Annotated in this window: 21 protein-coding genes; 1 reads left to right on the top strand and 20 read right to left on the bottom strand. The window is 45.7% G+C overall.

The genetic code is table 11. The features are described 5' to 3' along the window. Nucleotides 1-33: 33 nt before the first annotated feature. The 13 genes from rpoS to rlmD all read right to left on the bottom strand — a co-directional run bounded on the left by rpoS (nt 34) and on the right by rlmD (nt 14,441). Nucleotides 34-1,020: an RNA polymerase sigma factor RpoS gene (gene rpoS, locus R8N47_RS02070; protein WP_005380887.1), complete on the bottom strand. Its 987-nt coding sequence runs from the start codon at nt 1,018-1,020 to the stop codon at nt 34-36. An 80-nt stretch (nt 1,021-1,100) separates the two neighbouring features. Beyond that, nucleotides 1,101-2,024, bottom strand: coding sequence for a peptidoglycan DD-metalloendopeptidase family protein (locus R8N47_RS02065; RefSeq protein ID WP_064354302.1), 924 nt, complete (start codon nt 2,022-2,024; stop codon nt 1,101-1,103). Nucleotides 2,025-2,037: 13 nt separating this feature from the next. Continuing rightward, the gene (locus R8N47_RS02060; RefSeq protein ID WP_005380892.1) at nt 2,038-2,664 is read right to left on the bottom strand and encodes a protein-L-isoaspartate(D-aspartate) O-methyltransferase; all 627 of its coding nucleotides are present in this window, start codon (nt 2,662-2,664) and stop codon (nt 2,038-2,040) included. After that, entirely contained in the window at nt 2,664-3,440 is a 777-nt protein-coding gene (surE, locus tag R8N47_RS02055; protein WP_005383788.1) for a 5'/3'-nucleotidase SurE, read from the bottom strand. The genes R8N47_RS02060 and surE overlap by 1 nt, the downstream gene beginning before the upstream one ends. Beyond that, nucleotides 3,440-4,483, bottom strand: coding sequence for a tRNA pseudouridine(13) synthase TruD (truD, locus tag R8N47_RS02050; protein WP_064354303.1), 1,044 nt, complete (start codon nt 4,481-4,483; stop codon nt 3,440-3,442). Before truD ends, surE begins: the two co-directional genes overlap by 1 nt. A 45-nt stretch (nt 4,484-4,528) precedes the next feature. Further along, a complete protein-coding gene (gene ispF, locus R8N47_RS02045) occupies nt 4,529-5,005 on the bottom strand; it encodes a 2-C-methyl-D-erythritol 2,4-cyclodiphosphate synthase (RefSeq protein WP_005380896.1) in 477 nt (158 codons plus the stop codon). After that, nucleotides 5,002-5,727, bottom strand: coding sequence for a 2-C-methyl-D-erythritol 4-phosphate cytidylyltransferase (gene ispD, locus R8N47_RS02040; protein ID WP_064354304.1), 726 nt, complete (start codon nt 5,725-5,727; stop codon nt 5,002-5,004). The genes ispF and ispD overlap by 4 nt, the downstream gene beginning before the upstream one ends. 1 nt (nt 5,728) lies before the next feature. Further along, nucleotides 5,729-6,010, bottom strand: coding sequence for a cell division protein FtsB (ftsB, locus tag R8N47_RS02035; RefSeq protein WP_005380907.1), 282 nt, complete (start codon nt 6,008-6,010; stop codon nt 5,729-5,731). A gap of 389 nt (nt 6,011-6,399) precedes the next feature. Next, nucleotides 6,400-7,701 (bottom strand): phosphopyruvate hydratase, encoded by a 1,302-nt coding sequence (gene eno / locus R8N47_RS02030; RefSeq protein ID WP_005383785.1) that lies wholly within the window; start codon nt 7,699-7,701, stop codon nt 6,400-6,402. A gap of 78 nt (nt 7,702-7,779) precedes the next feature. Continuing rightward, nucleotides 7,780-9,420, bottom strand: a complete 1,641-nt coding sequence (locus R8N47_RS02025) for a CTP synthase (protein ID WP_021034029.1) — start codon at nt 9,418-9,420, stop codon at nt 7,780-7,782. Nucleotides 9,421-9,625: 205 nt separating this feature from the next. Continuing rightward, nucleotides 9,626-10,429, bottom strand: coding sequence for a nucleoside triphosphate pyrophosphohydrolase (gene mazG, locus R8N47_RS02020; protein WP_042521267.1), 804 nt, complete (start codon nt 10,427-10,429; stop codon nt 9,626-9,628). Between the two features lie 349 nt (nt 10,430-10,778). Further along, nucleotides 10,779-12,998 (bottom strand): GTP diphosphokinase, encoded by a 2,220-nt coding sequence (gene relA, locus R8N47_RS02015; protein ID WP_005380915.1) that lies wholly within the window; start codon nt 12,996-12,998, stop codon nt 10,779-10,781. 123 nt (nt 12,999-13,121) lie between these two features. Further along, nucleotides 13,122-14,441 carry a 23S rRNA (uracil(1939)-C(5))-methyltransferase RlmD gene (gene rlmD, locus R8N47_RS02010; protein ID WP_064354305.1) on the bottom strand — a complete coding sequence of 440 codons (1,320 nt, stop codon included), beginning with the start codon at nt 14,439-14,441 and terminating at the stop codon, nt 13,122-13,124. Between the two features lie 192 nt (nt 14,442-14,633). On the opposite strand from rlmD, the gene barA reads away from it, so the two are divergent. Continuing rightward, nucleotides 14,634-17,432, top strand: a complete 2,799-nt coding sequence (gene barA / locus R8N47_RS02005) for a two-component sensor histidine kinase BarA (protein WP_033907441.1) — start codon at nt 14,634-14,636, stop codon at nt 17,430-17,432. 69 nt (nt 17,433-17,501) lie between these two features. Here the strand turns inward: barA and acpS are convergent, their stop codons facing one another. The 7 genes from acpS to lepA all read right to left on the bottom strand — a co-directional run bounded on the left by acpS (nt 17,502) and on the right by lepA (nt 23,922). Beyond that, nucleotides 17,502-17,882, bottom strand: coding sequence for a holo-ACP synthase (gene acpS / locus R8N47_RS02000; RefSeq protein WP_005380927.1), 381 nt, complete (start codon nt 17,880-17,882; stop codon nt 17,502-17,504). Nucleotides 17,883-17,892: 10 nt separating this feature from the next. Continuing rightward, the gene (gene pdxJ, locus R8N47_RS01995) at nt 17,893-18,627 is read right to left on the bottom strand and encodes a pyridoxine 5'-phosphate synthase (protein ID WP_064354306.1); all 735 of its coding nucleotides are present in this window, start codon (nt 18,625-18,627) and stop codon (nt 17,893-17,895) included. Next, complete coding sequence (gene recO, locus R8N47_RS01990; protein ID WP_005384578.1) at nt 18,624-19,355, bottom strand: DNA repair protein RecO; 732 nt, start codon at nt 19,353-19,355, stop codon at nt 18,624-18,626. Before recO ends, pdxJ begins: the two co-directional genes overlap by 4 nt. 115 nt (nt 19,356-19,470) lie before the next feature. Further along, nucleotides 19,471-20,433, bottom strand: a complete 963-nt coding sequence (era, locus tag R8N47_RS01985; RefSeq protein ID WP_005380931.1) for a GTPase Era — start codon at nt 20,431-20,433, stop codon at nt 19,471-19,473. Continuing rightward, entirely contained in the window at nt 20,426-21,103 is a 678-nt protein-coding gene (gene rnc, locus R8N47_RS01980; protein ID WP_005380932.1) for a ribonuclease III, read from the bottom strand. The genes era and rnc overlap by 8 nt, the downstream gene beginning before the upstream one ends. A gap of 21 nt (nt 21,104-21,124) precedes the next feature. Further along, a complete protein-coding gene (gene lepB / locus R8N47_RS01975; RefSeq protein WP_064354307.1) occupies nt 21,125-22,024 on the bottom strand; it encodes a signal peptidase I in 900 nt (299 codons plus the stop codon). Nucleotides 22,025-22,128: 104 nt separating this feature from the next. Next, the gene (lepA, locus tag R8N47_RS01970; RefSeq protein WP_005380934.1) at nt 22,129-23,922 is read right to left on the bottom strand and encodes a translation elongation factor 4; all 1,794 of its coding nucleotides are present in this window, start codon (nt 23,920-23,922) and stop codon (nt 22,129-22,131) included. Nucleotides 23,923-24,054 lie beyond the last annotated feature (132 nt).

The raw sequence follows: 24,054 nt of genomic DNA, 5'->3' as shown, positions 1-24,054 counted from the left end.
AGCCTTTTGCGTATCTAGTGGAATACGGATTATTTAATCGTCTTCTACGTTAAACAAGTTTTCCATATTCAAACCTTGTTTGATTAGGACTTCACGAAGACGACGTAAACCTTCCACTTGTATTTGACGTACTCGCTCACGTGTCAGACCAATCTCTCGACCAACTTCTTCCAGCGTCGAAGGCTCGTAGCCTAGTAGGCCGAAGCGACGTGCAAGCACTTCTTTCTGTTTCGGATTCAACTCTTCTAACCAATGAATCAACGATGATTTGATGTCGTCATCTTGAGTCGAAACTTCTGGATCAGAGTTGTTTGCATCAGGAATAATATCCAGCAGCGCTTTCTCACCGTCACCACCGATTGGCGTGTCGACAGAGCTAATACGCTCATTAAGGCGTAACATTTTGCTTACGTCTTCGACTGGAATATCTAATTGAGCAGCAATTTCTTCTGCGGTCGGTTCGTGATCGAGCTTTTGAGAAAGTTCACGCGCAGTACGCAGATAAATGTTCAGCTCTTTCACTACGTGGATAGGTAGACGGATCGTGCGAGTTTGGTTCATCAACGCTCGCTCTATCGTTTGTCGGATCCACCACGTTGCGTAAGTAGAGAAACGGAAACCACGTTCTGGGTCGAATTTTTCGACCGCTCGGATCAAGCCGAGGTTACCTTCTTCAATCAGATCGAGTAGTGCTAGACCACGGTTACTGTATCGACGAGAAATCTTAACAACCAAACGTAGGTTACTTTCGATCATACGTTTGCGTGCCGCTTCGTCGCCACGTAGGGCGCGTCTTGCGTAAAGCACTTCTTCTTCGGCAGTAAGTAAAGGTGAGAAGCCAATTTCGCCCAAATACAACTGAGTTGCATCTAAGCTTTTACTGCTCGCGTCAAATTCTTCACGCGCAGTCGCTTTGCTTTCTGTGGATGATGATCTTTCGAGTTCGTTATCAATGGTCTTCACTGACGCATTGTCAAATGCAAACTCTTCAACTTTGGTTACTGTGTTGCTGATACTCATAACGCCTCCCCCTGGCGAGTTAGCAAGACATGACAACTCAATATGTCGCTAAATGATGTCGCAAGTTGTTTTTCAAAGTTTTAAGGCAAATAGCGTTTTGGATTCACTGATTTACCTTGATAGCGAATTTCAAAGTGTAGTTTGACCGACTTTGCACCTGAACTACCCATGGTGGCGATTTTTTGTCCGCTTTTTACGCTTTGTCCTTCTGTGACCAGCAGTTTGTCATTATGTGCGTATGCGCTTAAATAATTGTCGTTATGCTTTACTATAATTAAGTTGCCATAACCTCGTAGCGCATTGCCTGAATAAACGACTGTGCCGGCTGCGGTTGAAACGATAGGTTGACCACGCTGTCCTGCGATGTCGATACCTTTATTTCCCTGTTCTCCCGCCGAAAAGTTCTTGATTACTCTCCCTTTTGTTGGCCACAACCACTTTGAGACTTTATCACTCTTTGCTGTGGTAGTTGGCGATTTTTGCTTCACTTTTTGGTTATCTTTTGAACCAACATACTCCTTTGTTTTCGATTGTTCAACCTTCTTTGGAGGCTGTTTTTGTACGACTTTAGGCTTAGTCTCTGTAGGTTTTTGACTAGAGTTTTTACTCGAAGGTTTAGGTTTAGAGGCTGTTGATGTTTTCGTCACTGGAGCTGGGGGGGGCGTAACAACAGGAGCCACAACGGGTTCAACTTTTTGACCATATTTAGGGGCGACATATTTCGGAGCCCAAAGTTTTAGCCTCTGTCCTGGGTAGATAGTGTAAGGCTGAGTTAACTCATTGTAACGAACAAGATCATTTACATCTTTATCTGTGACATAAGCTATGAAGTAAAGTGTATCACCTTTTTTTACCTCATAATAACTCCCTCTGTAACTCCCTCTTTCAAGGCTTGAATAGTCTTTTTTTAGGCTAGAGACAGGTGCAGGGGAATGCGCTGCACAACCAACTAGTCCTGCAGCAAACACAAAGCTAATACCAATATGACGTAGTAACTTATTCACCTATCCCTAACCCTTAAGCTAAATCACCCGCAACCAGAGGTACGAACCGAACCATTTCTACAACGGTAGAGAGATATTCGTCTCCCTTACGCTCTATTTTTAATAACTGTTGTTCCGTATCTCCAACAGGAATGACCATTTTGCCGCCATCTCTTAATTGTGAGAGAAGAGCTTGGGGAATCACTTCAGCGGCAGCGGTAACAATAATAGCATCGAAAGGACCTCGCGCTTCCCAGCCCTGCCACCCATCAGCATGCTTAGTTGAAACATTGTAAATATCCAATTGCTTCAGGCGACGCTTTGCTTCCCATTGCAACGATTTAATTCGCTCAACGGAGTATACATGATCAACAATTTGCGCCAGTACCGCGGTTTGATAACCCGATCCCGTTCCGATTTCCAGAACACGACTCGCCGGTTCTAGCTCAAGCAACTCGGTCATACGAGCAACGATATAAGGCTGAGAAATAGTTTGTCCCTGACCAATTGGTAACGCATTGTTATCATAGGCTTGGTGCATCATCGCTTGAGAAACAAAGCTTTCTCGTGGCAAGCGTTGGATAGCATCCAGAACTCTTTGGTCTTTGATGCCACTGGAGATAAGAAACGCTATCAACCTGTCAGCATGTGGGTTACTCATTACTTCTCTTCCTTTAACCAACTATCCATAGCACGCAGCGACTCGTGAGCGGTGAGATCAACTTGCAGAGGCGTCATTGAAACTCGGCCATGCTCAATTGCATAAAAGTCCGTGCCCTCTCCTGCATCTTGCTCCTTTCCTGGTGGCCCTAACCAATAAATGTCATGGCCTCTCGGATCTTTTTGCTTGATCATATTCTCTGCGTGATGACGTGCACCTAAACGCGTAACTTCAATTTCACCTAAATTCTCTGATGGTAAGTCAGGCACGTTTACGTTCAGTAGACGATTCGTTGGAATCGGCGACGCTAAATGCTGTTGTACAATTTGACGTGCAATTTTAGCGGCGGATTCGAAATGTCGCTTACCCACTAGAGAAAAAGCCACCGACTGAACGCCAAGGAAATGACCTTCCATGGCGGCTGCTACTGTTCCAGAATAAAGAACATCATCACCCAAATTAGCGCCATGGTTGATTCCTGACAGAACAAGATCAGGCAAATCATCTTTCATTAGCTCATTCAGCGCGAAATGCACACAATCCGTGGGCGTGCCTTGCACTGAGTAGATATTTGGGGCAATTTCAGTCACGCGTAATGGTTGTTCTAATGTGAGTGAATTCGAAGCACCTGAACGATTTCGATCAGGTGCGACAATGGTCACTTCAGCGATATCTCTCAACTCATCAACGAGGGCATGAATCCCTTGAGCATGAACACCATCATCATTGCTGATTAAGACTCTTAAGGGCTTCGGGTTTCGTGAATCCTGTTCCATTAGTATTCTCTTTCTACTTCAACCTCATTAACTAACTCACGAACAATAGAGGTCGCAAAAGATCCCGCATCCAGTGAGAAAGTCAGCGTAATGTTGTTACCTTCAACCGTCCAAGCTAAATCTTTTGGCTTTAGCGCAATATCGCGACGGTCGTGGCGCATGCGATTACCACGAATCAGCGCCATGAGGTCAGGCTCTTCGTCTAAAAACGGTTGCTCTAATGCCAGAGCCTCGGCTTGAGTAGGCAGTGCATTATCGCCAGCAAGCGCAGCGGTAATTGCCGCTTCACCTCGCGCAAATTGCACTTGCAGAGCAGCGATGTTGTTTGCATCAATCAACTGAGTGCCAGAATCCGTCTGTGCAATGTCACCATCAATGAACTTATCAAACACACCATTCTCTAGACGAGCTGAAACGATGCGGTTGAAAATCCACGAACGAGCCGCTGATAAATACATGCTGCGCTTGTTTTGATTGCGGGTACGAACGTTTTCGCGTCCCCATCGACGTGCTTCTTCAAGGTTGTTACCATCGTTACCAAAACGCTGACTACCAAAGTAGTTTGGCACGCCAACTTGTTGCACTTTTTCAAGACGTTGCTCTACATCCGCTATATCTGTCACTTCAGACAAAGTAACCACGAACTCGTTCCCTACTAGGTCACCAGGACGCAGTTTTTTATTGTGACGATCTGTTGCAAGGATTTCGATACTTGGGTATTGAGACAAAAACGCTGAAAAATCTGGCGTTTCACCTTTTGGTAAATGGACACTTAACCACTGTTCCGTCACCGCATGACGGTCTTTAAGACCCGCCCAGCTAACGTCTTTCGACTTAACACCACAGGCTTTCGCTAACTCGTTAGCAACGAAGCTGGTGTTCTCGCCCGTTTTACGGATACGAACCATTAGGTGCTCGCCTTCGCCCGTAAAGGCAAAACCTAAATCTTCGCGAACCTGAAAGTGCTCTGGCTGCGCTTTGATTTTTGCCGATGCAACTGGCTTACCCGTTAGGTAAGCCAATGAAGATAAAATGTCTGACATGATGTGTTTCCGCTGATATCACAGCTTAGAGGAGCAAATTGCTAGTTATTGCTTAAACAGAAGTACAACGGCTTCCGTTGCAATGCCTTCTTTGCGTCCAGTAAAACCGAGACGTTCTGTCGTCGTCGCTTTTACGTTAATGTTACTAATGTCGGTTTCTAGGTCTTCGGCTATCGCCGCACACATTGCGTCAATGTGTGGTGCCATTTTAGGCGCTTGTGCCATGATGGTTACATCAGCATTGCCGAGACGGTAGCCTTGCTCTTTGACTCGACGGTAAACGTCTTTCAGTAATTCACGACTGTTTGCGCCTTTCCATTTATCATCCGTATCTGGGAAATGACGACCAATATCGCCAGCAGCAATCGCGCCCAGCAGAGCATCCGTTAACGCATGCAACGCTACATCGCCATCTGAGTGTGCAATCAAACCTTGCTCATAAGGGATTGCTACACCACCAATAATGACTGGGCCTTCACCACCGAATTTATGTACATCGAAACCATGACCAATTCGAATCATTTTCTATCCTTTCTTTGTTCGCCGCGCTCACGGCTTAGATAAAACTCGGCTAACGCAAGATCTTCTGGCTGAGTGATTTTTATATTGTTCGCATTCCCTTGAACTAAGGCTGGCTTCTCGCCTAGCCATTCCAAAGCCGAGGCTTCATCGGTAATGGTTACACCCTGTTCTAATGCGTCAGCCAGTGCTTGAGTAAGCTGCTGAGTTTTAAACATTTGTGGAGTCAGTGCATGCCACAATGCTTCTCTATCTACCGTATGGTCGATATCTTGTACTGCGTTTGCTCGCTTCATTGTATCTCTCACAGGAGATGCGAGAATGCCACCCGTTGAGTGGGCGCAGCAAACATCAATCAAACGGTCAATGTCGGATGTTAATACACATGGCCTTGCAGCGTCGTGAACTAATACCCACTCGCTTTCCAGGTGCTCATTGACATAGTTTAGCCCTGATAACACAGAGTCTGCTCTTTCTTTACCACCAGCTACACGAATCACATCTGGGTGCTTAGCAATGGACAATTCTGGGTAATATGGGTCGCTGTCAGTAACAGCAACGACAACCTTAGAAATATTTGGGTGAGAAAGCAGTTTCTCTACGGTATGTTCCAGTACCGCTTTACCTTCGATCAATAAATATTGCTTAGGGCGATCTGCCTTCATTCTGCTCCCTACACCAGCAGCAGGCACAATTGCGATATGCGATGAGTTCATATCCAACATTTTAATGGTTTTCCTCACCTATAATGCGGTAAAAAGTCTCGCCATCTTTAACTAAACCGAGCTCATGACGCGCACGTTCTTCAATCGCATCAAGACCTTGCCTTAAGTCATCAATCTCAGCGAACATTTCATTGTTGCGAGCTTGTAGCTTGCTGTTCACTTGTTGCTGAACTTCAATTTCATCTTTTACTGTGTAGTAGTCAGACACTCCGTTTTTACCAAACCATAGAGTGTATTGAAGCAAGCCAAACAGTAGCGTAAGGGCTATAACAAAGATTCGCATATCGCTGCTAACATTCTGTACCGGAAGGAATTAGATAAGGTGACATATATAGCATAAATGCGAGGTTGCCTCTAGGGGAGAAAGGGAGACTCACACGCTCCTTACAAGAAATAAGCAGCAAAATGAAACAAGCTCATGGGAAGCGAACCTTACCCATGACCAAAGTAAGACCCCAAAATACAAATCTATAAATACAAAAAAACGCCGTAGCGAGGGTTTCAAAAAGCTATTTAGCGAAACTTTACTCAATGAGAATTAAGCTTGGCCTTTAACTTCTTTAAGACCGCTTACTTGAAACATGGACTTAGCGCTTCCGTTATATAAAAAAACACCCCGCCAAGGCAGGGTGTTTTGAAAGCTTTAAGTTAAGCTGCTAATTCAGTGAAGAATTAAGCTTGACCTTTAACTTCTTTAAGACCGTTGAAAGGAGCGCGCTCACCTAGAGCTTCCTCGATACGGATTAGCTGGTTGTACTTAGCAACACGGTCAGAACGGCTCATAGAACCAGTTTTGATTTGACCTGCTGCTGTACCTACCGCTAGGTCAGCGATAGTTGCATCTTCAGTTTCGCCAGAACGGTGAGAGATTACTGCTGTGTAACCTGCGTCTTTAGCCATCTTGATTGCAGCTAGAGTCTCAGTTAGAGAACCGATTTGGTTGAACTTGATAAGGATAGAGTTAGCTACGCCTTTCTCGATACCTTCAGCAAGGATCTTAGTGTTAGTAACGAATAGATCGTCACCTACTAGTTGAAGCTTGTCACCTAGTAGTTCAGTTTGGTGCTTGAAGCCATCCCAGTCAGACTCGTCTAGACCGTCTTCGATAGAAACGATTGGGAATTGGTTAGCTAGCTCAGCTAGGTAGTGGTTGAACTCTTCAGAAGTGAAAGTTTTACCTTCGCCTTTCATGTTGTAGATGCCAGCTTCTTTGTCGAAGAACTCAGATGCAGCACAGTCCATAGCTAGAGTAACGTCTTTACCTAGTTCGTAACCAGCAGCTGCAACAGCTTCTGCGATAACTTCTAGAGCTTCAGCGTTAGATTTAAGGTTAGGAGCGAAACCACCTTCATCACCAACTGCAGTGCTGTAGCCTTTAGACTTAAGAACTTTAGCTAGGTTGTGGAATACTTCTGCACCGATACGTAGACCTTCTTTAAGAGTCTTAGCGCCAACTGGTTGGATCATGAACTCTTGGATGTCAACGTTGTTGTCTGCGTGCTCACCACCGTTGATGATGTTCATCATTGGTAGAGGCATAGAGAACTGACCTGCAGTGCCGTTTAGCTCAGCGATGTGCTCGTATAGAGGCATGCCTTTCGCAGCAGCAGCAGCTTTAGCGTTTGCTAGAGAAACAGCTAGGATAGCGTTAGCACCGAATTTAGATTTGTTTTCAGTGCCGTCTAGTTCGATCATTACTGCGTCGATTGCAGCTTGGTCTTTAGCGTCTTTGCCAACTAGAGCTTCAGCGATTGGGCCGTTTACAGCTTCAACTGCTTTAAGAACACCTTTACCTAGGAAACGTGCTTTGTCACCGTCACGTAGCTCAAGAGCTTCGCGAGAACCAGTAGATGCGCCAGATGGAGCTGCCGCCATACCTACGAAACCGCCTTCTAGGTGTACTTCAGCTTCTACAGTTGGGTTACCACGTGAGTCGATGATTTCACGACCTAGAACTTTAACGATCTTAGACATTAATGTTTCCTCTCGTTTCAAATATAAATGTCAATCTTAAAGGGCAGCAGCACAACCTTCGCCGCCGCCCGTATCCTTTTACTTCTCGAATTCGCCGCGTGCGTTTTGGCCCGCAGCCTTAACAAAACCTGCAAACAATGGATGTCCATCGCGAGGAGTCGAGGTGAATTCTGGGTGGAACTGAGCCGCTACAAACCATGGGTGAGCTGGGTTCTCAATCATTTCCACTAACTTCTTGTCCGCAGATAGACCTGATACTTTTAGGCCTGCTTTTTCGATTTGCGGACGAAGCACGTTATTCACTTCGTAACGGTGACGGTGACGTTCATGGATCGTCGCGCTACCGTACAGTTCACGAGCTTTAGTCCCTTTCTCTAGGTGACACAGCTGTGAACCAAGACGCATCGTACCGCCTAGGTCAGACTTTTCAGTACGCTCTTCTACGCTACCTGATTCGTCTACCCACTCTGTGATCAAACCTACCACAGGGTACTTAGTCTCTTTGTTAAATTCTGTTGAATGTGCACCTTCCATACCCGCAACGTTACGCGCGTATTCGATTAGTGCAACTTGCATACCCAAACAAATACCTAGGTAAGGCACGTTATTTTCACGTGCATATTGAGCCGCACGGATCTTGCCTTCAATACCACGATCGCCGAAGCCACCTGGTACTAGGATCGCGTCCAAACCTTCTAGAAGTTCAACGCCTTTTGTTTCGATATCTTGTGAGTCTACATACTTAATTGTGACGCTTAGACGGTTTTTCAAGCCAGCGTGTTTAAGCGCTTCGTTCACAGATTTGTATGCATCTGGTAATTCAATGTATTTACCAACCATACCGATGGTTACTTCACCAGTAGGATTTGCTTCTTCGTAGATAACCTGTTCCCATTCAGAAAGGTCTGCTTCCGGAGCAGTAATACCAAAGCGAGCACACACAAGGTCATCTAGACCTTGAGATTTAATCAACTGAGGGATCTTGTAGATAGAGTCTACATCCTTCATTGAAATTACTGCTTTTTCTGGAACATTACAGAACAGTGCGATTTTTTTACGCTCATTCGCAGGAATAACGCGATCGCTACGGCAAACTAGGATATCTGGCTGAATACCGATAGATAGAAGTTCTTTTACAGAGTGTTGCGTCGGCTTAGTTTTCACTTCGCCCGCTGCCGCTAGGTAAGGAACAAGTGTTAGGTGCATGAACATTGCGCGCTCACGGCCTAGCTCAACAGCTAGCTGACGAATCGCTTCCATAAATGGTAGTGATTCGATATCACCAACAGTACCGCCAACTTCAACGATAGCCACATCATGGCCTTCAGAACCTGCAATAACGCGATCTTTGATTGCGTTAGTGATATGAGGGATAACTTGAATAGTTGCGCCTAGGTAGTCACCACGACGTTCTTTACGAAGTACGTCGGCATAAACACGACCTGCAGTGAAGTTGTTACGCTTGGTCATCTTGGTACGGATGAAACGCTCGTAGTGACCAAGGTCAAGGTCAGTCTCTGCGCCATCTTCTGTAACGAACACTTCACCGTGCTGAGTAGGGCTCATTGTGCCCGGGTCAACGTTGATGTAAGGGTCAAGCTTCATCATAGTCACTTTAAGACCACGAGCTTCTAGAATAGCCGCAAGAGATGCTGCTGCAATACCTTTACCTAGAGAGGATACAACCCCGCCAGTAACAAAAATGTAATTTGTCGTCATGTTTAACCTGAAATTGGTTGAATGAGGGAAATGGAGTGCTTCTGGACGGGAGATAAATATACCAGAAGCTCCTTACCGCCACAACGTGAAATCTATCACACCGTAATTTTTTATTTTTTGCTTCAAATCAAAGTGAGCAAAGACAAACCAAAGTCCGTTTTCGTGTAACCAAACAAGCTGACCTTATATTATGTATTCTGCCAGTTTACCTCTGCCTCGATTCTTCTTGTTTTACTTCATCCCAAAAATGGTCAAGTTCTGATAAAGAACAATCTGTAAGTACTTTGCCTGACTGCTGGACCTTGCCTTCAACTTGTTTAAAACGTCGCGCAAACTTTACGTTTGCTTTTCCTAGCGCGACTTCTGGGTTTTTATCAAGGTGGCGAGCCAAATTGACAGTCGCAAATAGCAAATCACCGAGCTCCAACTCAACTTTCTCTTCATCGGGCTGAACTTGCAGTGCCTCTTCCATGACTTCGTCAATTTCTTCTCGTACTTTATCGACAACCGGGCCAAGTGAATCCCAATCAAACCCAAGTTTTGCACATTTTTTCTGAATTTTTGTAGCACGAGAAAGTGCCGGTAAAGAGTTTGGTATTGAGTCTAGGATACTTTCTTCCGCTTTGCCTACTAGGGCTTTTTCTTTTGCTTTTTCCGCTTCCCAGTTCGCGTTAATTTCCTCGTCAGATTCAAACTCAACATCTGAAAAAACATGCGGGTGGCGACGAGTCAGTTTTTCGTTCACGGTTTCAACGACATCCGAAAAGTCAAACAGCTCTTGCTCTTTCGCTAGCTGACTGTAAAAAATCACCTGAAACAACAAATCCCCTAGCTCTTCTTTTAGATTGGGCCAATCTCGATTTTGAATCGCGTCCACCACTTCGTAGGTTTCTTCTATAGTATGCGGAACGATGGTGTCAAAGGTTTGTTTTAAGTCCCAAGGGCAACCGTTTTCTGGGTCACGCAGCTTCGCCATGATTTGTTCTAACTGTTCAATTGGATGACTCATTTTTTGTTCCTTTAAACCTTTCTATTAAAGAAAAAGGTGAGCAGCCAAAACCACTCACCTTCTACATTATATTTTCTCAGCAGCTTTCACTAAGTAATTGTTACTTTGACAAGGCAACAAATTTTCGCGACTCCTGAGCATAGCCTACTATGTGATGCCCTTGAGCCGGCACGTCGGAATAAGTGCAGCTAACGCAGATAAAAAACCAAATATGACGCAAGTGTAACTCTGTAAATAGTTGAAGTTGTAGCTAGGCGACAAACAAACGAGACTCCATCACATGGTTCACCATGTGATGGAGCGAGTGCGTGCAGTCAACAACGCTACAACGATAACTATGACGAGAGTTTTAGCCGAGGCGTTTCACCGTCATGACATCCTTGATCTGTTCCACACGCTTCGAAACCCGCGAAAGCACCTCAATATTGGTGACTTCTAGGTCAAAGTCCATGATGGCAAGTTGACGTCTGTAGTCGACTCGGTTCTTCATACTGGTCACTTTGATCTTTTCGTTGGCGAACAGTGTCGTAATGTCTTTGAGTAGACCACCTCGCTCCATCGCTTCAACACGCACGGTGAGGATGTATGACCCCACAAAGCCGCTACCCCAGACTGTATCGATGATGCGCTCTGGCGCATGATGGCGCAGTTCTTCTAGCTGTTCACAGTCACTACGGTGTACTGAAATCCCACGACCTTGCGTTATGTAACCAGAGATATCGTCACCTGGAATTGGCTGACAGCAACGTGCTAGATGTGTCATTAGGTTATCGACGCCTTCTACTACAACTGCGTCTTTTTTCGGTCGGCTTTGCGCGGGTGATTTATGCTCAGCTTCTTGCAGTTTTTCCAGTGCTTGCTGGTCTTCTTCCTCTGCCGTTGGCTTGTTAACTAACGCGTTGATATGGTTAATGATTTGATTGATGCGCAAATCACCGCTACCTACCCCAACATACAATTCATCTGGTGTTTTGACGTTAAACCGCTTGAGGGCGTAATGCTCTGCATCTTTTAACGTTGCGCCAATTTTGGCTAACTCATGCTCAAGGATTTCACGACCTGCTTCGAGGTTCTTCTCACGGCTTTGTTTTCGGAACCAGGCGTTAATTTTGGCACGCGCACGACCAGAATGAACGAAGCCTAATGATGGGTTTAACCAGTCACGTGATGGGTTAGGTTCTTTCTGAGTGATAATCTCGACTTGGTCACCCATATGTAATTTATGCGTGAACGGCACAATACGACCTCCGACTTTGGCACCGATACAACGGTGTCCCACTTCGGAGTGAATGTGATAGGCAAAATCTAGCGGCGTTGCCCCCATTGGCAAATCGACAACATCACCACGTGGTGTAAAGGCATAAACACGGTCATCAAAGACTTGGCTACGCAGCTCATCGAGCATTTCGCCAGAGTCAGACATTTCTTCTTGCCAATCCAGTAGCTTACGCAGCCACGTGATCTTCTCATCATAACCGCTTCGGCTGCTTGCCCCTTCTTTATATTTCCAGTGCGCGGCAACACCCAGCTCCGACTCTTCATGCATTTGCTTGGTACGAATCTGGATCTCGATGGTTTTGCCTTCTGGCCCTAGAATTACGGTGTGGATCGATTGATAACCGTTTGGTTTAGGGTTAGCAACGTAGTCATCAAACTCGCTCGGTAGGTGCTTGTATTTGGTGTGAACTACACCCAAAGCCGCGTAACAGTCTTGCAGTTTGTCTGCGATGATACGTACTGCTCGAACATCAAACAGCTCATCAAAGGCCAAACTCTTCTTCTGCATTTTTCGCCAAATGCTGTAGATGTGCTTAGGTCGACCACTCACTTCGGCATTGATGCCCGACACTTCCATTTCGTGCGTGAGGTCTTCAACAAAGTCTTTGATGTACTGTTCACGAACGATGCGTCGCTCAGAAAGCTGCTTGGCAATTTGTTTGTAAGTTTCCGGCTGTTGGTAGCGGAAAGCGTAATCTTCAATTTCCCATTTCAGCTGACCGATGCCTAATCGGTTTGCTAGCGGCGCATAGATGTTGGCACACTCTTTTGCCGCCGCACGTCGAACTTCATCAGGCGCTTTTTTAACTTCAATAAGGTTACAAATTCGCTCCGCAAGCTTGATAACCACGCAGCGGAAGTCATCCACCATGGCAAGCAGCATGCGGCGTACGTTATCTACCTGAGATGACGCTGCACTGCCTTCCATGTTGACGTTGAGTTGGCCAATAGCAGCCATTTCTTCAACGCCGTCGATTAATTTTATGATTTCTTTGCTGTATTTCTCTTCCAGAATTTCTCTGTTAAAAGCACCACTTGAAACCAAAGGAAACAGTTGAGCAGCCACTAAAGTGGCTTGATCCATAGACAAGGTGATCAAAATTTCGATCATTTCTCGTCCACGCCACAACAACAGCTCCGCTTGCTCGTTATCAGCCAATACCGTCTGGCAATCTCGATATACTTCGATTAAGCGTGAGGCTGTGTTTTTCTCTTGTCCTAGGCTAGCCACCCAGTTTTCGAGTTCAAACTGTTCATCTTGGTTTAAATGCGCGCTTCTTACCGCAACCATCTCATCATCCTAATTATTATATTCGTGTGGTTTGACTAACACCGTCCAGGTTAGTTCTTTTTACCGCGCGTACACGCTGGCTTTATGACCACCCACCACAAATAAGGGGTCAAAGTCCTAAAGTTAGGACTTTTCAAACAATGCCATCGATTCTAGATGACTGGTATGAGGGAACATATCCAGCATACCTAATTTCGTTAATTTATAGCCTTGCTCTATCAAGCTTTGACTATCCCTAGCAAGGGTAGCAGGATTACAAGAAACATAAACTACACGCTGTGCGCCAAGCTCAGAAACTTGATCGATGATCCCACTCGCTCCCGCGCGTGCCGGGTCTAATAATACTTTATCAAACCGCTCTGCGGCCCAGGCTTGGCCTTCAAAATCTTGCTCAAGGTTAGCGTGATAAAATTGCGCGTTATTGATTTGGTTCAAAGATGCATTGTTTGTGGCTTTTTCTACCATCTCTGCAACACCCTCTACTCCAACCACGTACTTAGCTAATTTCGCAACTGGTAAACTAAAGTTGCCTAAACCACAGAACAAATCTAACACTCGGTCACTCTTTTGTGGGTCTAACCACTCAACCGCTTGTTTGACCATTTGTTGGTTTACACCTTGGTTTACTTGAATAAAGTTATTTGGTGCAAAAGGGATTTTCACTCCAACTTCTTGATAAAAAGGCATATCGCCTTCGATAAGGTCTAATTGTTCTGTCGATGGCATTAAGTACAACGATGCGCCATGACGTTTTGCCAACTCCGTTAGAGATTGAGTTTCACTCGTTGTCAGAGCGCTCAAGTGGCGCAGCGTAATACACGGACCATTATCACCAAGTACCAGCTCTACATGACCCAATTGTTCCGGCTTTTTGAACGCTTTTAGGGCTGAGTAAATCTCTGGCAGCAAAACATTCAGTTCCGGTGCCAGCACTGGGCAATCGGTCACTTGCGCAATTTGCTTACTCTGCTTTTTACGGAAACCAAAATGTAGCTGACGTGTTCTTTTATCAACAAACAAGCTCACTCTCGCACGGCGACGGTAGGCCTGCGAATATCCCAATAACGGGGCATCTAGTTCAATGTCACTGCCTGAAAATTTTCGCATTAGCTGACGCAACGTTTGCTGTTTGTACGTCAATTGTTGGTCATAATCTAGATGCTGCAAATCACAGCCACCGCACTCATTATAATGTGGGCAAAATGGCTCCACACGAGCTTCACTCGGCTTAAGGATTTTAATCAACTTACCGCGAGCGTATTTGCTCTTTTCTTCCACCAATTGAGTGACCACCTCCTCACCTGGCAGTGCTCCATCAATAAACAATGGCTTCTTTTTGAGGTAAGCAATGCCTGCGCCGTGGTGATCTAAACGCTCTACTTGCACTGCTTGGTGCCGAGTATTGAGTTGGGTTTTCTTTTTCGGTTGAAAGATGCGTGCCATGCTCTATGCCTGATTTATGTGTAATTGCTCTTCGGCTTCACTATTCTTGATTGCAGCCGTTGTGTGATTCGAGTGACTTGATTATGCTTACCGTTTATTCGGTGACGTCACTTCTTTGCTCAAGGCTTTATCGTGCGCTTGAGAAATAATGCGTTATTTTCCCATATCCAGACTCCGATGTAATTAGATAACATGACCAGATATGGCTTACGAGCACGTGTAATTACACTAACTCTCGCTCCCACTCTCATTATTGGTTTATTACTGAGCGGCTTTTTCTCATTTAACCGCTACCAAGACCTTGAGAAACAAGTTATCACCACTGGTAACAGCATTATTGAGCCGCTGGCGATTGCCAGTGAAACTCATCTACTATCAGAAAGCCGAGAGGCGGTACGTCGCTTGATAAGCTACGCGCACCGTAAAAACTCCAAACTGGTTCGTAGTATCGCGGTATTTGATGAACATCATGAGCTCTTTGTAACCTCTAACTTTCATCCTAATTTTGAAGCCTTGATGTTTCCCAAAGATAAACCGATCCCGCAACTGGGTAATTCGGAAATCTACGAAAACTCACTGATATTGCGTGTCCCCATTTTGTCAGAAGGTCACTACTTAGCGGAGTTGTCGAACGAAAGCCAAGGCACAAAAGCGATTGGTTACATCGCCGTCGAGTTAGATCTCTCCTCCTTGAGGCTGCAACAGTATCAAGAAGTCTTCTCTGCGTTTTTAGTTCTGGTTCTCGGTCTTGGCTTAGCAAGTGTGTTTGCTTCACGTCTAATGCACGATGTGACCCAACCTATCACCCACATGAAGAATGTCGTTGACCGCATTCGCCGCGGTCATCTGGATGTGCGTATCGAAGGCAAAATGCACGGGGAGTTAGACCAGCTAAAAAATGGCATCAACGCCATGGCGGTATCGTTATCAGAATATCACGTGGAGATGCAGCACAGTATAGACCAAGCCACGTCCGACTTACGTGAAACGCTTGAGCAGCTAGAAATTCAGAACGTTGAGTTGGATATCGCGAAGAAACGCGCGCAAGAAGCGGCCAGGGTTAAGTCAGAGTTCTTGGCAAACATGTCGCACGAGCTGCGTACTCCGCTCAATGGGGTGATTGGCTTTACTCGTCAAATGCTTAAAACGCAGCTTTCTAACAGCCAAACGGATTACCTACAGACGATTGAGAAATCGGCGAACAACCTGCTGAATATCATCAATGACATTCTCGACTTCTCGAAACTTGAAGCGGGTAAGCTGGCGCTGGAAAACATTCCTTTTGATTTCCGAGAAAGTTTAGAAGAGGTAATTAACCTACAAGCCACAAGTGCACATGAGAAAGGGTTAGAAATCACCCTAAAAGTGGACCCTAAAATTCCACCAGGTTTAGTTGGGGATCCACTACGTATCCAACAAATTTTGACGAACTTAGTCGGTAACTCAATCAAGTTTACCGAGCGAGGCAACATTGATGTTAGCGTAGAAATGCGCTCTCAATCAGGAGACTCCGTCGAACTACAATTCATGGTGCGTGATACCGGTATTGGTATCTCTGAGCGTCAGCAAGCGCAGTTGTTCCAAGCCTTTAGCCAAGCGGATGCCAGTATTTCACGTCGTTACGGTGGTACTGGCCTTGGTCTGGTTATCACTCAGAAACTGGTGAGCCAGATGGGCGGCGAAATCAGTTTAACCAGCCGTCTACACCAAGGTTCAACCTTCTGGTTTACGGTGCGCTTGCACTCAACCGAGATGCCAATGAGCGAACTGATTGAAGTGGAACTTCTGACTGGGAAGCAGTTACTGCTGATTGAACCAAACATGCAAGCCGCATCCGTAACCCAACAGATTCTAAGTCAGGAGGGTATTTTAGTAACCTACCGCTCTTCGCTACCAAACAACGAAGAACAATATGATTATGTACTGTTGAATTTAGCGGCCAACCAGACTCACGATGCGGAAGTTATTACACCTTGGATAGAACAAGCGAAACGCATGGCTCCGAGTGTTCTCCTAGGGACACCGAGTACCGAATTGGCGCTTGCGGACCAAATAATGACAGAGCATCACGTCCAGTGCCTGACGAAGCCATTGTCTCGCCGTAAGTTGCTACAAAGCCTGATTAGCGAACATGTAGAATCGCCACCGGTATTAAGCGCTCCAATTACGCCAAGCGAAGGGGACCGTTTACCTCTGACTGTACTAGCAGTGGATGACAACCCTGCAAACTTGAAGCTGATCTCTGCACTGCTCCGCGAACGAGTAGAAACCGTCACCGCCTGTAGCAATGGCCAGCAAGCGGTGAACCTGGCGACAGAGAAAAAGTACGATTTAATCTTCATGGATATCCAAATGCCACAAATGGATGGTGTGACCGCTTGTAAGCACATTAAAGAGTTGGAGCTAAATAAAGACACGCCAGTGATTGCGGTAACGGCGCATGCCATGGCTGGGGAACGAGACCGCTTGCTCTCGGCAGGAATGGATGACTACTTGACCAAACCTATTGAAGAGCATGTGCTACAACAGGTTTTGGTTCACTGGAACCCAAATGCTTGTACAGAGAGCATTGGCAAAGTCGCCCCTTCATACGTTGATGAACCTGAAGGAAGCGCACCACAATCCGTTTCTTCACCTCAACAGGATGTGATTATTGATTGGCAAGCGGCCTTAAAACAGAGCGCGAATAAAGAGGATCTCGCCAAAGATATGCTGCGCATGTTGATTGAGTTCATCCCTGAAGTAGAAGCAGTCGTTGACCAAGCTCTGGAGCAAGAAGATATCTCTCGTGACGACCTAATTCATGTCATCCATAAGCTGCACGGCAGTAGTTCATATTGTGGTGTTCCAAGGCTGAAATCACTCTGTGCGACGCTTGAGCAAGCACTGCGCTCAGGGATCAGTCTTGAGGAAGTTGAGCCTGAAATGTTCGAGCTGCAAGATGAAATGATTAAAGTAACAACAACCGCAAAGTTATACCTTGAACAGTGATCTATTGAAGAGAAACAAAAGCCAGAGCAAATGCTCTGGCTTTTTAGTATTTTGTTTAAGACTTACAAGCTAGGATTCAAAAATGACCGTCGCCACAGCGTAATGACGCTCATCGGAAATGGACAGGTGAATATGGTTAACGCCCATCGCATCCGCTATTTGCTTGGCTGTGCCCGTCAATGCGAGCACTGGTTTTCCAAGCTCATCGTTCGAGATGGAAAAGTCGTGAAACGTGACCCCTTTTGCGATCCCTGTCCCCAATGCTTTTGAGGCCGCTTCTTTGACTGCAAAGCGCTTAGCAAGATAACGACCTTGCAGCTTAAGCTGTGAGAATTTGGCCATTTCTTCTTCTGAAAGAATCCGCTGAGCAAAAGGTTCACCACTACGAGCTAACGCTTTTTCAATACGCTCAATTTCTGCAATGTCGGTCCCTAACCCTATAATCGCCATCTAGATAGCCCTATGACTGGCGAGCCTCAATCATCAGTGCTTTCATGTCAGCAACCGCTTTATTTAAACCATCAAATACCGCGCGACCAATGATTGAGTGACCAATGTTGAGTTCGTAAATTTCTGGTAATGCAGCAATTGGTGCGACATTGTGATAAGTCAGGCCATGCCCGGCATTAACAATAATACCTAGGTCATGTGCATAACTCGCACCAGCAGCAATCTTCTTCAGTTCAGCTTGCTGTTCGTCTTCTGTCGTCGCATCTGCATAGTGGCCAGTATGTAGCTCAATAAACGGAGCGCCACACTTTTTCGCAGCTTCAATCTGTTGACGGTCAGCATCAATAAAGAGCGAAACTTTAATGCCGGCATCTGTCAGCTTTTTCGTCGCAGCTTTAATTTTGTCAAGCTGCCCTACTACATCTAAGCCACCTTCCGTCGTCAGTTCTTCACGCTTTTCAGGCACTAGACACACAAACTCTGGTTTAGTTTGCAGTGCAATCTCAACCATTTCGTCCGTCACTGCCATCTCTAGATTCATACGCGTTTGAATGGTTTCACGCAGAATACGTACATCACGATCCAAAATATGGCGACGGTCTTCACGTAAGTGGATAGTGATACCGTCCGCGCCTGCACGCTCTGCAATTTCAGCAGCGTGAACAGGATCCGGGTATTTTGTACCACGTGCATTACGTAGAGTGGCAATATGGTCGATATTGACGCCTAAATAAATTGAGCTCATTTTCCGTTACTCCGTGCTCTGGGGGTCTGAATGAAAAATTCACGACTTTTTAAAGGTTTGCCGCCAAGATACGGCTTTAAGGCTATACGTGTAAAGCGTTTTGCCGCTTTTAGCTGCTCTTTAGTGACGAACCGCCGCTCACTGATAGCAATCAGTTCATTCCCTAAAAACGTGAGGTTATCGCGCCTAACCGAAGCAATAAACCCTTTCTGTTCCCGGTAACGATAGGTCATTTCTGGATCGACGGGCTCGCCGGTACCTGCACAATGCAAAAAATCCACGCCATACCCCATCGCAGACAGCAAGGCTAACTCAAAACGACGCAGTGCAGGCTCAGGGTTCTCGTTGTGCGCCAACTCGGTTAAAGCATGCAAATAATCATGAAATAGTGCTGGCATCGGCACTTCAGCCATCAAAATACGGCCAATCAGTTCATTGACGTACATGGCTGAGTAGAGATTAATGCCCGTTAACGGCAAACCTAGACTTATCGGCTCGGCTTGACGCAAAGTTTTCATTGAGCCTTTCCCCGACCATTTAAGTAATAGCGGGGTAAAAGGTTGCAATGCGCCTTTTAAGTTCGAACGCTTACTGCGCGCGCCTTTGGCCATTAAAGTCATTCGGCCATATTCCTCACTAAATACATCAAGGATTAAGCTCGATTCACTGTAAGGGCGTCGGTGCAATACAAAACAGCGCTGTAAACCTTCGGAAGACAAATTACTCATCTAAGTCATTGTGCCTAAAAAGTGTGAAATAAAAAATAAGGAGCCGAGCGGCTCCTTATTTTAATCGATACTGATTTTTCATCGATGTTGGAGCGAAGCACCTTCGCAGCCAAGATTATAAATCGTCTATATAACCCAACGATCGCAACGCTCGTTCGTCGTCTGCCCAGCCAGATTTCACTTTTACCCAGGTTTCTAGGTAAACTTTACGACCGAACAATTCTTCCATATCCAAACGCGCTTCGCGACCAATGGTTTTAATCTTCTCGCCGCCTTTGCCAATCACCATTTTCTTCTGACCATTACGCTCAACAAGAATCAAGGCATTGATGTGGAAACCGTCGGTTTCGGGGTTGTAATCAAAACGTTCAATTTCAACCGTTACTGAGTATGGCAGCTCTTCACCAGTAAAGCGCATCAGCTTTTCACGCACAATCTCAGACGCCATAAAACGCTGAGAACGGTCAGTCACGTATTCTTCTGGGAAGTGATGCGTTGCTTTAGGTAAGTGATTACGCACGTGCTTACGCAGTACGTCAATGTTCTTACCTTGCTTGGCAGAGATTGGCACAACATCCACGAAGTCCATCTTCTTCGACATCTCCGCCATGTGTAGCATCACGTCGTTACGATCTTGTACGTTGTCGACCTTGTTTACACAAAGCACAACTGGGAAGTTCGATTTTTGAAGTTTGGTCAGCACCATCTCATCGTCTTTAGTCCAATGCGTACCATCGACTAAGAAGAACACAAGGTTTACATCACTCAATGACGAGTTAGCTGCACGGTTCATCAAACGGTTGATCGCACGCTTTTCTTCAATGTGAAGTCCAGGCGTGTCGACGTAAATCGCTTGGTAATCGCCGTCCGTATCCACACCCATAATACGGTGGCGTGTCGTTTGCGGCTTACGAGAGGTGATCGAAATCTTCTGACCCAAAATCTTGTTCAAAAGTGTCGACTTACCTACGTTTGGACGACCAACAATAGCAATAAAGCCACAGTGTTGGTTTTCTGGCGAGCTTGGCTCACCTTGTGATGCGAAAAACGCATCGATATCGAATTCGTTATCAGCCATTTGTTAATTGCTCAAGTGCTGTTTCAGCAGCCGCTTGTTCTGCCTTGCGGCGGCTGGTGCCTTTACCGATTACAGGCTTATCCACACCTGCTACTTCGCACTCAACCGTGAACTCTTGGTTGTGCGCTTCACCTTTAATATTAGTCACTGTGTAGACAGGCAGCGGTTTTCTTCTGCCTTGTAGGAACTCTTGTAGGCGAGTTTTCGGATCTTTCTGTGAAACGCCTGGTTTAATGGCTTCAAGGCGTGACTGATACCAACTCAGTACAATGCCTCGCACAACTTCAAGATCACTGTCTAGGTAAATTGCGCCAATAATGGCTTCAACCGCATCGGCTAAAATAGAGTCTCGGCGAAAACCGCCACTCTTCAATTCACCTGGACCTAATTTTAAATAATCTCCTAGATCGAATTCACGACCCAGTTCCGCCAATGTATGTCCGCGAACCAAAGTAGCACGCATGCGGCTCATGTCACCTTCGTTCACTTTTGGGAAACGATGGTACAGATCATCAGCGATGACAAAACTTAAAATTGAATCGCCCAGAAACTCAAGACGTTCATTGTGCTTACTGTTGGCGCTGCGGTGCGTCAGCGCCAAATTGATAAGCCCGGCATCTTGAAACTGGTAGCCGAGCTTTCTCTCTAGTTTATCAATTGGAGAATTCATACTCTCTCGATATTTGAATGGTTAGTGAATGCCACCGATGCGGTTAAAACGCACACCAGTTGGAATCCATGAAGGTAGAACACTATCTGCGCCACGATCAAACTCGAAGCTGATCCAGATCGCGACAGCTTTACCGACTAAGTTTGCTTCTGGAACAAAGCCCCAGTAACGGCTGTCAGCACTGTTGTCACGGTTATCACCCATCACAAAATACTGACCTTGTGGTATAACCCACTCTGTCGTGCCGCTGCGTGGGAAATATTGCTCCACGCGGTTACGCACAAGAGGGTTAACCAAAATATTGTGCTCAACGTTACCCAATTTTTCATCCAGTTGGATCATTGGAATACCGTTCGAGCTAAACTGACTTTCTTCAACATTGCTCAGTTTAACTGGCTTACACGCCGATTCGCCTTGGCTTTGCACGCAAAGCTGCTTATCACTTGAATAACGCACGATATCACCAGGTAAACCAACTACACGCTTAATGTAGTCCACACTTGGTTGTGGTGGGTATTTGAATACCACGATATCACCACGCTCAGGCTTACCAGTTTCCACTAGCTGAGTACGCCATACTGGGTCTTTTAGACCGTACGCGTACTTCTCAACTAAAATGAAATCGCCAACCAGCAAGGTAGGCATCATTGAGCCTGATGGGATTTGAAATGGTTCGTAGATAAAAGAACGTAATACTAAAACGAACGCGATCACAGGGAAAATAGAGACGCTATTTTCAACCCACCAAGGCTGACGCTCAACTTTTTGCAAGGTCACTGCATCCAAACCATTAGACGTCTGAGCTTGAATCTCAGCCAGTTTTTCCTGACGCTTTTTCGCGAAAACCAGCTTTTCCAATAGCCAAACCACGCCAGTTACCAAAGTCGCAATAACCAACATCAGTGAGAATGTATTCGCCATTAAATTCCCTTATCTAAAAATACGAAAGTGAAAGAGCCGAAACCCTTTCACTTATTTTAATATCTAACGTCTTAAGACCGACAAGTGTGAGACAAAGTTCAACTTTAGTCTTTACCTACGTGAAGGATGGCTAGGAACGCTTCTTGAGGCAGCTCAACGTTACCGATCTGCTTCATGCGTTTCTTACCTTCTTTCTGTTTCTTCAGAAGTTTCTTCTTACGACTTACGTCACCGCCGTAACATTTCGCAATAACGTTCTTACGCAACTGTTTTACCGTTGAACGAGCGATAATGTGGTTACCAATTGCCGCTTGGATTGCGATATCAAACATTTGGCGAGGGATGAATTCTTTCATCTTCTCTACCAACTGACGACCGCGAGTCTGAGACTGATCTTTGTGTGTGATCATCGCCAATGCATCAACAGTGTCACCGTTAAGAAGAACGTCTACACGTACCATGTTCGAAGCTTCAAAACGCTGGAAGTTGTAATCCAAAGATGCGTAACCGCGTGATGTTGATTTCAGACGATCGAAGAAATCCAGTACCACTTCAGCCATTGGAATATCGTAAGTCACAGCGACTTGGTTACCGTGGTAAACCATATCAACTTGACTGCCTCGCTTTTCAACACACAGAGTGATTACGTTACCTAGGTACTCTGAAGGCACAAGGATATTACAACGCGCAATCGGTTCACGAATTTCTTCAATGTCATTGATCGCTGGTAGTTTTGCTGGGCTATCAACATACAGCAGATCGCCATCTGTCTTCTCAACTTCGTAAACTACCGTTGGTGCTGTGGTAATAAGATCCAAGTCGTATTCACGCTCTAGACGCTCTTGGATGATTTCCATGTGCAACATGCCAAGGAAACCACAACGGAAACCAAAGCCAAGTGCCGCAGAGTTTTCTGGCTCGTAGAATAGCGATGCGTCGTTAAGGCTTAGTTTGCCTAGTGCGTCACGGAAGTTTTCGTAATCGTCGGAAGATACAGGGAACAGACCTGCGTAAACCTGAGGTTTAACTTTCTTAAAGCCTGGTAGCGGTTTATCACAACCATTCTTCGCTAGAGTCAGCGTATCACCAACAGGGGCACCAAGAATGTCTTTGATGCCACAAACAACCCAACCTACTTCACCAGTACGAAGGGTATCGGTATCTACTTGTTTTGGCGTAAAGATACCAAGGCGGTCTACACCCCAAACTTGGCCCGTACTCATCACTTTGATCTTATCGTTCTTCTTCAGTTCGCCGTTTTTAATACGCACTAGAGAAACAACGCCAAGGTAGTTATCAAACCATGAGTCAATGATCAGCGCTTGTAGTGGCGCATCTGGATCACCTTCCGGTGCTGGAATCGCTGACACAATGTTCTCTAGAACGTCATCAACACCAATGCCTGTCTTCGCAGAACAGCGGGTTGCTTCCATTGCATCGATACCAACGATTTCTTCAATTTCTTCCGCTACACGCTCAGGATCGGCTGCTGGTAGGTCAATCTTGTTCAAGATTGGCACAACCTCTAGATCCATTTCGATCGCGGTGTAACAGTTAGCCAGTGTTTGAGCTTCAACACCTTGACCCGCATCCACAACCAATAGCGCACCTTCACAAGCCGCTAGAGAACGTGATACTTCATATGCAAAGTCAACGTGCCCCGGAGTATCGATGAAGTTCAGCTGATACGTCTCACCGTCTTTAGCGGTGTAGTTTAGCGTCACACTCTGAGATTTGATGGTGATGCCACGCTCACGTTCAAGATCCATAGAATCCAGAACCTGTGCGGCCATTTCACGATCGGTTAACCCGCCACAAACTTGGATTAGACGGTCTGATAGGGTCGACTTACCATGGTCGATGTGGGCGATAATCGAAAAGTTACGAATGTGCTTCATAGATTTAGGGTGACTAACTCTTTACAAATAGGGACAGTAAGAAACGCCATCTACTGACGGCATTTCAATCAAGTTGGCAGATTCTACCGAATTTCGTTAACGGGCGCACGTAATTTAAAGTACATACCCAAA

Source organism: Vibrio sp. 2132-1, from assembly GCF_033344315.1.
This window is presented reverse-complemented; position numbering and strand designations above follow the sequence as displayed.